At 47.3% G+C, this 13,909-nt stretch carries 11 protein-coding genes and 1 other RNA gene; 11 read left to right on the top strand and 1 reads right to left on the bottom strand.

The window, feature by feature from the left end; all coding sequences use genetic code 11:
- Positions 1 to 31: 31 nt before the first annotated feature.
- The 9 genes from recO (at position 32) to rnpB (ending at position 10,424) form a co-directional block, all read left to right on the top strand.
- Positions 32 to 784 carry a DNA repair protein RecO gene (gene recO / locus NSQ20_RS22570; RefSeq protein ID WP_036615032.1) on the top strand — a complete coding sequence of 251 codons (753 nt, stop codon included), beginning with the start codon at positions 32 to 34 and terminating at the stop codon, positions 782 to 784.
- Positions 785 to 1,194: 410 nt separating this feature from the next.
- On the top strand, positions 1,195 to 2,082 hold the full coding sequence (glyQ, locus tag NSQ20_RS22565) for a glycine--tRNA ligase subunit alpha (protein ID WP_017687252.1): 888 nt from the start codon (positions 1,195 to 1,197) through the stop codon (positions 2,080 to 2,082).
- On the top strand, positions 2,075 to 4,150 hold the full coding sequence (glyS, locus tag NSQ20_RS22560; RefSeq protein WP_036615031.1) for a glycine--tRNA ligase subunit beta: 2,076 nt from the start codon (positions 2,075 to 2,077) through the stop codon (positions 4,148 to 4,150). Before glyQ ends, glyS begins: the two co-directional genes overlap by 8 nt.
- A 208-nt stretch (positions 4,151 to 4,358) precedes the next feature.
- Positions 4,359 to 4,847 carry a YaiI/YqxD family protein gene (locus NSQ20_RS22555; RefSeq protein ID WP_047843776.1) on the top strand — a complete coding sequence of 163 codons (489 nt, stop codon included), beginning with the start codon at positions 4,359 to 4,361 and terminating at the stop codon, positions 4,845 to 4,847.
- 47 nt (positions 4,848 to 4,894) lie between these two features.
- Positions 4,895 to 6,715 carry a DNA primase gene (gene dnaG / locus NSQ20_RS22550; RefSeq protein ID WP_036615029.1) on the top strand — a complete coding sequence of 607 codons (1,821 nt, stop codon included), beginning with the start codon at positions 4,895 to 4,897 and terminating at the stop codon, positions 6,713 to 6,715.
- Positions 6,716 to 6,758: 43 nt separating this feature from the next.
- Positions 6,759 to 7,898 (top strand): RNA polymerase sigma factor RpoD, encoded by a 1,140-nt coding sequence (gene rpoD, locus NSQ20_RS22545; RefSeq protein ID WP_017687256.1) that lies wholly within the window; start codon positions 6,759 to 6,761, stop codon positions 7,896 to 7,898.
- A gap of 184 nt (positions 7,899 to 8,082) precedes the next feature.
- Positions 8,083 to 8,841 (top strand): class I SAM-dependent methyltransferase, encoded by a 759-nt coding sequence (locus tag NSQ20_RS22540; protein WP_036615026.1) that lies wholly within the window; start codon positions 8,083 to 8,085, stop codon positions 8,839 to 8,841.
- A complete protein-coding gene (locus NSQ20_RS22535; protein WP_036615024.1) occupies positions 8,817 to 9,932 on the top strand; it encodes a Nif3-like dinuclear metal center hexameric protein in 1,116 nt (371 codons plus the stop codon). Before NSQ20_RS22540 ends, NSQ20_RS22535 begins: the two co-directional genes overlap by 25 nt.
- Positions 9,933 to 10,014: 82 nt before the next feature.
- Positions 10,015 to 10,424, top strand: an RNA gene (gene rnpB, locus NSQ20_RS22530) — RNase P RNA component class A.
- 257 nt (positions 10,425 to 10,681) lie between these two features.
- Here rnpB and NSQ20_RS22525 read toward each other — a convergent pair.
- Complete coding sequence (locus NSQ20_RS22525; protein ID WP_036615022.1) at positions 10,682 to 11,911, bottom strand: PLP-dependent aminotransferase family protein; 1,230 nt, start codon at positions 11,909 to 11,911, stop codon at positions 10,682 to 10,684.
- Positions 11,912 to 12,018: 107 nt separating this feature from the next.
- Here NSQ20_RS22525 and NSQ20_RS22520 point away from each other — a divergent pair, with 107 nt between their 5' ends.
- On the top strand, positions 12,019 to 13,539 hold the full coding sequence (locus NSQ20_RS22520; RefSeq protein ID WP_076318861.1) for a PLP-dependent aminotransferase family protein: 1,521 nt from the start codon (positions 12,019 to 12,021) through the stop codon (positions 13,537 to 13,539).
- Between the two features lie 86 nt (positions 13,540 to 13,625).
- Positions 13,626 to 13,883, top strand: coding sequence for a hypothetical protein (locus tag NSQ20_RS22515; protein ID WP_076318862.1), 258 nt, complete (start codon positions 13,626 to 13,628; stop codon positions 13,881 to 13,883).
- Positions 13,884 to 13,909: the final 26 nt, after the last annotated feature.

Raw genomic sequence — 13,909 nt, 5'->3', positions numbered from 1 at the left:
GGCTGATTCGGGAATGGTTAGGTGACGAGGCATGCTATACAGGGTGGAAGGCATTGTCATCCGCAGCATGGACTACGGCGAAGGGAACAAAATCATTACACTTTGCACCGAAAGCGGCGGGAAAGTAGGGGTACTCGTCCGCGGTGCCAAAAAGCCCAAGAGCCGACATGCTGCACTGGTGCAGCCGTTTACGTTTGGTCAATATGTTTATTTTCGCAATACGGGTCTAGGTACACTGAATGCTGGAGAAATCGTTGAATCCTATCATGAGTTGCGTGAAGATCTGGTCAAGGCCTCTTATGCCTCTTATGCGTGTGAACTATTGGATCGGGTGCTTCAGGATGAGGAAACAGGTACATTTTGGTTCAAACAGTTAAAGGCGTGTTTGCAGGCGTTGAAGGAAGAGAAAGATCCGGTTGTTATTATAAGTCTGTACGAAATGAAAATATTACAGGCATCCGGATATGGTCCACAGTTCGATGAGTGCATCTCCTGCAACCAGGAGCGACCAGATGAGCAGTTGTTTATAAGTCCCAGACTTGGTGGCGTCTTGTGTCGAGCATGCAAACATTTCGATCCTCCAGCGATGTCAGTTAGTCCAAAGGCTCTGAAGTTGTTGCGTTTGTTCGCACAGTTGGATCTGCAGCGCTTGGGGAATATATCTGTGAGTGAATCTACCCGTGATGAGATCAAAAAGTTGATGCGTGCCTTTATGGATCATCAGCTTGGTCTGAATCTTAAATCCCGTTCTTTCCTCGATCAGATGGAGAAGTACGGGATTTGAGGCGTTTTGGTGGAAGTGAAACTATATCTTGACTTCATACTAGATTTTATATATTATGAAATATAATTTCTCTTTATGAGACATGCATTGAACGAGAAAGTAAAAGACTGGATTTATTACATTTATGGAGACAAGTCGTTGTATAACACTTGGGAATCATGAATGAGCGAGTCGGGGATGGTGGGAGCCTGGCTGAATCGGTTTTTGAAACGGCACTCGGGAGCATGAATGGACACGGAAAAGTGGGCTGGAACGAACAGGATCATCTTGTTTGATCTAAGCCAAGTAGGGTGGAACCGCGGGAATAGCTCTCGTCCCTACGTCTGTACAACAGGCGTAGGACGGGGGCTATTTATTGTTGTCTTCACCGTCCTAAGCTTGCTAACAAACCATTGAAAAGGAGCATGATTATGAATTTTCAGCAGATGATTCTAACGCTGCAACAATTCTGGGCCGAGCATAACTGTATTATTGTCCAGCCATACGATACGGAAAAAGGGGCAGGTACGATGAACCCGATGACCTTTTTACGCTCGCTTGGACCCGAACCTTGGAAAGTGGCCTATGTGGAGCCTTCCCGTCGTCCTTCGGACGGACGTTATGGTGAGAACCCTAACCGGCTGTACCAGCATCATCAGTTCCAGGTCATCATCAAGCCTTCTCCGGACAATATTCAGGAAATTTACCTGGAAAGTCTGAAACGTCTTGGCATTGATCCGCTCAAACATGATATTCGGTTTGTTGAAGATAACTGGGAGAATCCTTCCCTTGGTTGTGCAGGTCTTGGTTGGGAAGTATGGTTGGACGGAATGGAAATTACACAATTTACGTATTTCCAACAGGTCGGTGGGATCGAGACAAATCCGGTAGCTGTTGAAATTACGTATGGTATGGAGCGTTTGGCTTCTTACATTCAAGATAAAGAGAATGTGTTTGATCTGGAATGGGTGGAAGGTATCACTTATGGTGATGTATTCCGTCAGCCAGAATTCGAACACTCTAAATATACGTTTGAAGTATCTGATGTCAAAATGCTGTTTACACTCTTCAACATGCATGAAGAAGAAGCAAACAAGGCCATGGCGCAGCATCTGGTATTCCCGGCATATGACTATGTGCTGAAATGTTCCCACACGTTCAACCTGTTGGATGCACGTGGAGCCATCAGTGTAACGGAACGTACGGGTTACATCACACGTGTTCGTAATCTGGCTCGCCAAGTCGCTGCAACATATATGGAAGAGCGTGAGAAGCTAGGCTTCCCGCTGATCAAGAAAGGGGGAGCCGAGCATGTCTAAGGATCTATTGTTCGAAATCGGGTTGGAAGAAGTACCTGCACGCTTTATGCGCACAGCAATCGCACAGCTGCAAGAGCGTGTCGTGAAATGGCTTGACGCATCCCGCATTGCTTATGGTGAAGTGAATGCATATGCTACACCGCGCCGTCTGGCTGTTTTGATTCACAATGTGGCTGAAAAGCAGGAAGATATCGAGGAAGAAGTGAAAGGTCCTTCACGCAAAATTGCCCTGGACGACAGTGGCAATTGGAGCAAGGCTGCACTCGGATTCGCCCGCAGTCAAGGTGTTGAACCGGACCAGTTCACGTTCAAGGAACTGAACGGTGTCGAATATATCTATGCAACGAAGAGCAGCAAAGGTGTGGAGACGGCTTCTGTAGTTGGCGAAGGATTACTTTCTGTATTACATGCCATGACGTTCCCAAAATTCATGCGTTGGGCTTCCTATGATTTCAAATTTGTACGTCCAATCCGCTGGATTGTGGCTATGCTCGGCAGTGAGGTTATCGATCTGGAAGTGACAGGTATTAAGTCGGGTAATGTAACTCGCGGACATCGTTTCCTCGGTAAGGAGGCTGTGATCTCCACTCCGTCTTCATACGTGGAAGTGTTGCGTTCCGAACATGTCATTGCTGATATCCAGGAACGTGAACAGATGATTGTATCCCAGATTCAGGCACTGGCTGCGGAGAAAAAATGGGATATCGCGATTAAGGAAGACTTGCTGGAGGAAGTTCTGTTCCTGGTGGAAACACCTACCGTATTGTTCGGGACATTTGACTCCTCATTCTTGAATATTCCACAAGAAGTATTGATTACTTCCATGCGTGAGCATCAGCGTTATTTCCCTGTACTGGACAATGAAGGACAATTGTTGCCATTCTTCGTGACGGTACGTAACGGTGGAAGTGATTCACTGGACGTTATTGCCAAAGGGAATGAAAAAGTTCTGCGTGCACGTCTGTCTGATGCCAAGTTCTTCTATGAGGAAGATCAGAAGCTACAGATTAAGGATGCATTGTCGAAGCTGGAAAGTATCGTCTTCCAGGAAGAATTGGGAACGGTTGGAGATAAAGTGCGTCGTATTCGCAAGATTGCCGATGGACTTGCTACCAAACTGCAAGTATCCGGTGATGTTGCTGAATCCGTTAGCCGCTCAGCAGATATCTGCAAATTCGATCTGGTGACACTGATGGTGGGAGAATTCCCGGAACTGCAAGGTGTGATGGGTGAGGATTACGCTCGTAAAGCTGGCGAAAAAGAAGAAGTGGCCAAAGCGGTATTTGAACACTATCAGCCACGTTTCGCTGGAGATCAATCCCCTGCTTCTCTTGTTGGTGCCATTGTGAGTGCTGCGGACAAAATGGATACAATCGTGGGTTGTTTCTCCATCAACATTATTCCAACGGGTTCTCAAGATCCGTATGCGCTGCGCCGTCAGGCTGCAGGTATTGTACAGATTTTGCTGGATCACAAGCTTCCGCTGACATTGTCAGACGTGTTCGGAGTAGCACTTCAAGTGCATGCCCAGATGAACCTGTTGAAACGTGCAGATGAAGAGGTTCGTAAAGATCTGCAAGACTTCTTTGGTCTTCGTGTGAAAAAATTGTTGTCCGAAACAGTTCGCTACGACGTAGTGGATGCCGTAATTTCTTCCGGATTCGATGATATCAGCGCTGTTGTACCAAAAGGTGAAGCGTTGATGGCGGCTGTTATGACAGGAGACGCATTCAAAACAACGGTTGAATCGTTCAACCGTGTGGGTAATCTGGCGGCCAAAGCATCCAATGCTTCCGTACATCCAGAACTGTTCACAGAAGATGGAGAACGTCAGTTACATGAGGCATGGAGCAAAACGAATGCAGAATATCGTCAGGCGTTGACTCAGCATCATGCTGCTGAAGCACTGGCTATTGCATCTGCCTGGAAGGATGGTATTACCTCATTCTTCGATTCGGTCATGGTTATGGCTGAAGATGAAGCTGTTCGGGCGAACCGACTTGCCTTACTCGCGGCTATTGATCGTGACTTGAAAGGATTTGCTGATTTTTCCAAGTTGGTTTGGTAATTGGGCGAATTTCATGAGTCCTTTTCCACAGACTTGGCGCAAAGCTAAAATTCAGTATTAAAGAAGGATATATGAGGGTATAAATATACGGAACGGGTTGTGAATTGTATTTTTGACAACCGCTCCGTATTTTAGCCTTTGATTTCCCTCGTTCCGGCAGAAGGATTTTGCCTGGCCGGGGTCGTATATAACAATATGCAGCTATTTTATGAAACCGGGTGGTCTGGGTTTGAGTGAGTTAAATATACGCCACATTGTTGTGGATGGTGATGCTTGCCCGGTCAAAACCGAGATTGCGCAAACAGCTCGCCTTTTCAACATCCCCGTATTGTTAGTCTCTTCATTTGATCATTTGCTTCAAGGAGGAGAAGGGGTACGAACCGTGCAAGTGGATCGCAGTGATCAGAGCGCAGACCTGTATATTGCTAATCATATTAAGCCATATGATGTGGTTATCACTCAGGACTATGGACTTGCGGCACTTGCGCTTGGCAAACGTTGTTATGTTTTGTCCTTTCGTGGTCGTGAGTTCAACGATCGTGACATTGATTTCATGTTGGATTCTCGTCATACTGCGGCCAAAGCACGAAAAAGAGGCCATTACGGGAAAGGCCCAAAGCCTTTCACAGAGCAGGATCGAGAAATGTTTCAACATAAACTGACAAAACTTTTAAAAGATTTGCAGGAGAATGTGTAAGTTTATCGAATTATATTTACGTGTTGAAGAGATGAAGGTGGCCAGAGATGAGTACCGGACAAGGCGGTATACCCGAAAGTATTATTGAATCGGTGTTACAGCAGAATGATATTGTCGATACGGTGAGCCGATTTGTGCATCTGACCAAACAGGGGAAGTATATGAAAGGCCTCTGTCCTTTTCATTCCGAGAAGACGCCTTCGTTCACCGTTACACCTGAGAAACAAATTTTCTACTGCTACGGTTGCGGCACGGGCGGAAATGCCATCAAATTCAGGATGGAAATCGAAGGGTTATCCTTTCCCGAGGCTGTCAAAACGATGGCGGAAGAAAGTCACATCTCTATGGGGGACTGGCAAGGGCGTGAATCTGCTCATGTGAATCCGGAGACAGAACGTCTGTTGGAGGCTTATGAGCTTACCGCGAAGCTGTATCATTTTTTGTTGAAAAATACAGAGCACGGCAAGTCAGCCATGGAGTATTTACGCTCAAGAGGTTTTGGCGACAAGTTGATTGACCAGTTCCAGATTGGTTTCGCACCAAATCGTTGGGACACACTGGTACAATTTCTTGAGAAACGTAACTATCCACTCGAAGAGATGGAAAAGGGTGGACTTCTGTCACCCCGAAATGAAGGTCAGGGATATGTTGATCGATTCCGAGACCGGATTATGTTCCCGATTAATGGCAGGAGCGGCAAGCCGATTGCATTTGCAGGACGCATATTGGGAGATGGGCAACCGAAGTATCTAAATTCACCGGAAACCCGGTTATTTAACAAAAGCCGTGTTCTCTATAATCTGCATCATGCCAAGAATGCAATTCGCAAACAAAGACAAGCCATTTTGTTCGAGGGATATGGTGATGTCATCTCCGCATGGGACCAGGATATCCAGAATGGTGTAGCGGCAATGGGCACTGCGTTAACCGAGAATCAGGCACTGATGCTCAAAGGGATGTGCGACGAAGTCATCATATGTTATGACGGCGACAGAGCAGGACAGGCTGCTGCACTCAAAAACTTCCCTATTCTTGAGGAAGCTGGATTGCAGGTCAAAGTGGCTCTCATTCCCGAGGGACTTGACCCGGATGATTTTATCCGGAAGCATGGTGGTGAACGGTTCCGAAACCAGATTGTGGACGGTGCCGTGACAACTACAAAATTTAAACTTATAAACTTAAAAAAAAGCCATATACTGCTAGAGGGTGGCGGACAAATCGCCTATTCGAAAGAAGCAGTAAAGTTGATTGCACCCTTACCTTCTCCAACAGAAAGGGAAGTGTATCTTCGTGAACTGGCTGCAGAAGTGGACGTATCGTTCGAAACATTGAAGCAGGAGTGTAATGAAGAACGGGAGGCGATGAAAAATAACCTCCAGTTTGGGGATAATAACCCGAAAAGGTGGAATAATGGTAGGCAACAAAATAGGCAGGTGCCTACACCCAATCTGTTGCCGGCTTATCACGCTGCCGAACGCAAACTGATTGCCTGGATGTTGCAGGATGATGAGGCTGCCCAGTACGTGAATGAGCATCTTGGTGAAGCTTTTAACTTGGATGATCATGCAGCTATTGCTGCTTATCTATATGCCTACTATGCGCAAGGCAAACCGTCGGATACAAGCCGTTTTATGTCTTCACTGCATGACGATCGCCTGGAAAAGACGGTTAGTTCAATCTCGATGATGGATGGTCCAGGTGAATGGAGTATTCAAATGCTCGATGATTGCATCAGGGAAGTGCTGAAGCATCCGCGTAAGAAAGAGTACGATTTGAAAAAAGAAGAAATGATTGCTGCAGAGCGGGCAGGTGATTCTGTACGCGCGGCACAGATTGCAATTGAAATGATTGCCCTAGAGAGACAGTGAACGTCTGATGATTAGATGTTTCTAGGGAGGAGGGAGTCGAATTATGGCGAATGATCAGCATACTGAACTAGAAACAGAATTGACACTGGATCAGGTTAAAGATCAATTGATTGAATCAGGTAAGAAAAGAGCTTCGCTGAATTACAAGGAAATTATAGAGAAACTCTCTCCTTTTGAGCAGGATGCAGAGCAAATGGATGAGTTCTATGAGCAACTGAGCGATCTGGGTATCGATGTAGTGAATGAAAATAATGAAGAGGTTACACTTCGTCCTAGTGAAGATTCCGAGAACAACACCAGAGAGGGAGAGGACGAATTCCACTTTGATGATGATCTGAGCTTGCCGCCAGGTATCAAAATCAATGACCCTGTCCGTATGTACCTCAAGGAAATTGGTCGTGTGCCACTGTTGTCGGCAGATGATGAAGTACAACTGGCTAAACGGATTGAGAACGGGGATGAAGAAGCCAAGCGTCGTCTGGCTGAAGCTAACTTACGACTCGTTGTCAGTATCGCCAAGCGTTACGTTGGACGTGGAATGTTGTTCCTTGATTTGATTCAGGAAGGTAATATGGGTCTGATCAAAGCGGTTGAGAAGTTCGACCACAAAAAAGGATACAAGTTCAGTACGTATGCAACATGGTGGATTCGCCAAGCGATCACTCGTGCTATTGCTGACCAGGCGCGTACAATTCGTATCCCTGTGCACATGGTGGAGACGATTAATAAGCTGATCCGGGTATCCCGTCAGCTGTTGCAGGAACTTGGGCGTGAACCGACACCAGAAGAAATCGCTGCTGAGATGGATCTGAGTGTAGAGAAAGTTCGTGAAATTACGAAGATTGCACAGGAACCGGTTTCTCTGGAAACACCGATTGGTGAGGAAGATGATTCCCATCTGGGTGACTTCATTGAGGATCAGGAAGCACTTGCTCCGGCGGATGCTGCTGCGTATGAGTTGCTGAAAGAACAGCTCGAAGATGTATTGGATACATTGACTGAACGTGAAGAGAACGTGCTTCGTCTACGTTTTGGTCTGGACGATGGACGGACGAGAACGCTGGAGGAAGTCGGCAAGGTATTTGGTGTTACGCGTGAGCGTATTCGTCAGATCGAAGCTAAGGCTCTTCGTAAGTTGCGTCACCCGAGTCGTAGTAAACGACTCAAGGATTTCCTCGAATAATCGAACTATGGGAGACTTTCCGCAAGACGCTTTAGCGGCGGCGGGGTCTCCTTTATTTTTAATTTAAACGTCTTGATTTCTTGGTTTTGGAAATTCATCCTTGAAATGTTTTATTGGATTTTATTTTATCGCTTTTCCTTGTTCAATGCAAATCAATAAATTAAATGAATGGTGTAGGTGCTTCATGAAACTTTCGAATCGATTACAGCGAATACATGATCAAATTCCCGATGGCAGCCGCATGGCTGATATCGGTTCAGACCACGCGTTGCTGCCAGTAGCCGCAATCCGCAGTGGGAAAGCTGCAAGTGCAGTAGCCGGGGAAGTCAATCCTGGCCCTTATGATGCTGCATGCAAACAAGTCAGTGATGCTGGCCTGAAAGAAAAAATCACGGTGCGTCGTGGAGACGGTCTTGATGTGATCTCTGCGGGTGAAGTGGATGTCATCACCATTGCAGGTATGGGCGGTGCCTTGATTGCTTCTATTTTGGACAGAGGTTTATCCAAACTGGAAGGAGTCCAGTTACTTATTTTGCAACCAAATGTGGGTGAGGATATCCTCAGACGCTGGTTACTGGAGCATCACTGGGTGGTTGTAGCAGAACAGTTGCTCGAAGAAGATGGCAAGATTTATGAGATTATAACGGCGATGCCACAATCTGTAAGCCCGATTGCCAATGTAGAGGTGTATCGTGCACGTCCGCTTCAAGGCGGGGCAGAATTGACGGAAGATTTGCTGCTACGGATGGGGCCTTATTTGGTTGATCGACCAACGGATGTATTTTTTGCCAAATGGGAAAGTGAGATCGTCAAACTGCAAGGGGTTGTTAACTCCATCTCCAAATCCGATCAGGATTCTTCCCGGGACAAGGCGGCTGAGGTAGAGCGTCTTATCGCAAACTTGAAGGAGGTTTTGGCATGTTTGCCAAAGGTCAAACTGTAATTCAACTGATGGAGCAACTCGCTCCAAAACATCTGGCTGTACCGGATGACCGCATTGGTCTCCAGCTCGGCAGTTTGCAAAAAGAAATCCGTCACGTGTTAGTAGCTTTGGATGTGACGGATGAAGTGGTGGACGAAGCGATTCGCATTGGAGCCAACCTGATTATCGCTCATCACGCCATCATTTTCCGTCCGGTTAAGTCACTGAGTACAGATACACCTATGGGTAAATTGTATGAAAAGCTGATTAAGCATGATATTGCTGTCTATATCAGTCATACAAACCTGGATGTGGCCGAGGGTGGTATGAATGACTGGATGGCCGAGGCACTTGGCATCGAGAGTAAAGAATCGCTGGAAGATGTACACACAGATCATCTGTACAAGCTGGCTGTCTTTGTGCCTCGTACCCATCATGAACAGGTTCTTCAGGCCATTCTGGAAGCCGGAGCGGGGAGTATCGGTCAATACAACAAGTGCAGCTTTAACACGGAAGGTACAGGAACATTTGTACCTGGTGAAGGGACTCAACCGTTTATCGGTACCCAAGGGCAGATGGAACGTGTGGAAGAAATGCGTATTGAGACCATCGTACCCCAAAGTCTGAGAAGTAAGGTCGTTCAGGCGATGCTTAAGGCTCATCCGTATGAGGAAGTGGCCTATGACCTCTATGCAATGGATTTAAAGGGCCGTACGCTCGGTCTGGGACGCTTGGGACCCCTTAGGGATCCTAAGACATTAGGTGAGCTAGTGGAGGTCGTGAAGACCCAATTCAATGTGCCTCATGTGCGGGTAGTAGGAGATCTGAACAAGCAGATCAAAAAAGCAGCGGTTCTTGGCGGCTCTGGCAGCCGTTACGCGCTGACTGCCCGCTTCAAAGGTGCGGATGTTATTGTGACCGGAGATATTGATTATCACACGGCTCATGATGCGTTAATGGCAGGTATGTGTATCATCGACCCGGGACATAATTCCGAGAAGATTATGAAACCAAAAACAGCGGATTGGCTTCGTTCCCGTTTGGAAGAAAAACGATATGATACGCAAGTTACGGCTTCTGAGGTAAATACGGAAGTATTCCAGTTTATCTAAAAAGACCGTTGCTGTGCAGCTCCCAGTAATATTAAGCTTGTCTGGGAACCTAAATGCCTGTATACTATGTAATGTTGTTCGGAAAGCTTGACAGACAATCGCTGGTGGCCTTCGTTGCCACGAGAGGAAAGTCCGGGCTCCACAGGGCAGGATGCTGGATAACGTCCAGTCAGCGCGAGTTGAAGGATAGTGCCACAGAAATGGACCGCCGATGGCCGGATTTTCCGGCACAGGCAAGGATGGAACCGAGGTGTAAGAGACCCCGAGGAACGCTGGTGACTTCGTTCCTGGTAAACCCCATCTGGAGCAAGACCTAATGGGACACAGCCGCCTCTTCGGAGGAGGCAACCTTAGCCCGAGGTGTGTCTAGGTTGGTCGCTTGAGCTGTGCAGCAATGTATGGCCTAGATAGATGATTGTCGCTTCTGGTGGGAGGGTAGTTCCCGTATGAACCACGAAGAGCACAGAACCCGGCTTACGGTAAGCTTTCCTAACTGCAACAACAACACTATTGCAACACAATGTAGTCCACCTATCAGTCGAGGACAACTCGTATGAATCATCCGATGGCCTGACTGATCAGAAGGACCCATGAACATCTAAAAAAACTTAACTCCTGTTGATAACAGGTTCTATAAAAATAAGGCGGCAGTTCCGAGATTCTCGGGCCTGCCGCCTTATTTTTGTTTCTCATATCAATTTATTAACCTTCATACGCTAATGGAATAGTGAAACGTTTATGACAGTTCATTACAGTGTAACAACACTGTCGGATGTTAAGGAAGCATGCCAACGTTGGATGGCGCGATCCATTCTTTCCACGGCTTCCGGAAGGAGCTCAGGGTCCGTATGAGTAAAGTTGATCCGCATGCGGTTTAACTCTGGTGTACCTGCATAGAAGGAATCACCAGGGACAATGCACACTTTCTCCTGGATACCATAAGTGAACAGATTGCTTGCAAGCATGCCTTCAGGCAGTTGCAGCCACAAGAACATGCCACCTTGAGGTGAATTCCACGAGATGCCTTCCCAAGCTTTGGCTGCCATAAGAGTAGTCAATGTTTTCATGCGTTGTTCGTAATCCTCTGAAATATGGCGGATATGCGCATCCAGATCGAAAGATTCAAGCAGTGCATGAAGCGCTCTTTGGTCAATGCTACTGGAGTGCAAGTCGGCACCTTGTTTGGCTCGTGCTGCCATTTTGACAATATCGGGGGCAGCCAGTATCCAGCCCGTACGAAGGCCAGGTGCTACCGTTTTGGAGAATGTACTGGTGTAAATAACGTTGGAAGGGCCGTCATAGGATACTGCATCCAGTTCTGCGAGAGCAGGGACATCCAATTGCTCTGGATTAAACCGAATTTCACCATAGGGATCATCTTCCAGAATGAGTACACCATACTTGCGGCACAGATCCACAGCCTGCTGTCTTCTTTCTCGCGACCATACTTTTCCCGTAGGATTGGAGAACGTGGGATTAATATAAACAAGTTTTGGACGATGCAACTGGAGCTGTTCCTCCAGAGATTCAGGCAACATGCCGTGATCATCACAGGCTACGCCGTGAGATTCAGCCTGATAGGAATGAATGACTTGCAGAGCAGCGAGGTAGGTTGGTGATTCCACCAGTACGCGGTCACCCGGGTCGAGAAGGATGCGGCAAACCAAGTCAATGGATTGCTGTGAACCCGTAGTGAGAAGCATGTGATCGGGTGAAGCGGGAATGCCCTTGGATTCAAGACGTTCGGCGATTTTGGCGCGAAGAGGACGGTAACCCTCAGTCTCCGCATATTGAAGAGCGGCTGCTCCGCTCATAAATACTTTTTCATATGCAACGCGGATGGCTTCCAGTGGGAATGAAGTCTGGGCTGGTAATCCACCGGCTAGAGAGATCATTCCAGGTGCCTGAGCGGCCTGGAGCATATCGCGAACGACAGAGGACGGGGTGTTTTGTGCCATTTTGGACCAAGGGATACTCATGTTATTCTCATCTCCTGTTATTCACTGTTATACTGATATTATAAACTATAATAGACGGACTACACTATAACAGTAAAATGAAGATCATAACAGTTGGGGGAGCACATATGCATATTGAATTAAAGCGGGGAAGCAGTACCAAATTGTACGTGCAGATTGCGCTAACGATTGCCGATCGCATCAGATCAGGACTCATTGAACCCGGAACCCGACTTCCTTCTGTTCGCAAAATGACCGCTGATTTGGGTGTCAGCCTGGTCACTGTATCCAAAGCGTATGCTGAACTTGAAGCGATTCAATTGATCACCTGCTCCCAGGGGAAAGGTTGTTATGTGAGAGGTACATTGAACGTGGATCAGATGGAGGATGTGGACCGAACGCAGCGAAACAATGCCAACGGTGAATCCAGTACGTCATGGAATTGGCAGATGGCACTGGTGGATTATTTACCGCGAGCCCAGCTCTGGAGACATTTTGATACGTCACCTCAAGTGCGGTATGAACTTCATATGTCAGCGATTCAGCCTGAACTGTTGCCTACACGAGAGATTATCGACAGCGCCTACCGACTCTCCTCTGATCATACAGAGCGTATGGCAGCTTACGGGTCTTTTCAGGGGGATCGTGAGCTTAGACAGATCTTGGCCGAACATTTTGCCGAGCGTGGACTACAGGCTGCACCTGAACGCATGTTAATTACAAGTGGTGCTCAGCAGGGAATCGATCTTGTGGCACGAACTTTTGTCGGACCTGGGGATGTTGTATACATGGAGGCACCAAGCTATACCGGAGCCATTGATGTATTTACGAGTAGAGGCGCGAAGATCATTACGGTCCCAATGGATGACGAAGGCATGCGTATTGATCTGTTGACCCGATTATGTGATACCTATCCGCCCAAGCTGATCTATACGATCCCGACCTATCACAATCCAACAGGTATCACGATGAGTGCAAGAAGACGAGCACAACTTCTTAATCTCGCGCAAAGCTACCACTGCCTCATTCTGGAGGATGATCCGTTTGCAGATCTTTATTTTCGGGACCCTCCCCCGGCTTCCATTAAATCGATGGATGGGACAGGTCATGTCGTATATATTAAAAGCTTCAGCAAGGTGTTGTCTCCCGGTTGCCGTATAGCCTGCGCCATCGCAGACGGAAGTGTATTGACCCGGCTTGTGGCCGCGAAATCTACGGCGGATCTGGGGAGTCCGCTGCTTACACAAAAGGCACTGCAATCTTTCATTCAGAATCAGTACGGTGCCTATGTATCCCGATTGAGGGATGAATTGTATTCTCGCTTGTGCGCAGCATCTGAAGTGCTGGAAGAGCATGCTACTATGGGCGTGCAATGGCGCTTGCCAGAGGGAGGACTCAATCTGTGGCTCCAACTTCCAAGTAACTTGGATATGCGTGAGTTGCATCATCAGTCACTTGCTGCAGGGGTCTCTTTCCTCCCCGGTTCAGCCTGTTATGTAGGGGAGATGGATACACCAAGTCTGCGTATCTGCTTCACGGTAACAAACGTTGAGCTTTTGTGTGAAGGACTTCGTGTACTGTGCCAAGTCATTGACAGAGTAACACCTGGGCAGGGTGGGACAGTGGCGGACAGGCTACCGCTCATATAATTTTTCGGACTATGGACATACATCCAATCCACTTTCGCTCTGTTGCAATAGGTTATAGTATCACCAGAAAGGGAGTTGGTTTTGAAATGAACCATTACTGTCCACCGCTTTGCCCGATTGTCTGTGACCCGATCCAGGTTGTTGAGGATTATTACATCCCACAAATCGTGCCTGTAATCCACCCGATTGAAGTGATCAAAAAACATCACTGTGTTCCGATTCATCACCACATGTATCCTGTTGTTGTTAAAGAAGAAGACCCTTGCTATGTATCCAGCCATAATCCGAAGAAAAAATCCGTGAAAAAATCAAGCAAAACCCGCACATCTTCTCGCAAACGCTAATCGCAGCGGGTGCCCCGGGGAATTGG

The sequence above is a fragment of the Paenibacillus sp. FSL K6-1122 genome, from assembly GCF_037977015.1.
In the GTDB taxonomy this organism is placed as follows: domain Bacteria; phylum Bacillota; class Bacilli; order Paenibacillales; family Paenibacillaceae; genus Paenibacillus; species Paenibacillus amylolyticus.
This window is presented reverse-complemented; position numbering and strand designations above follow the sequence as displayed.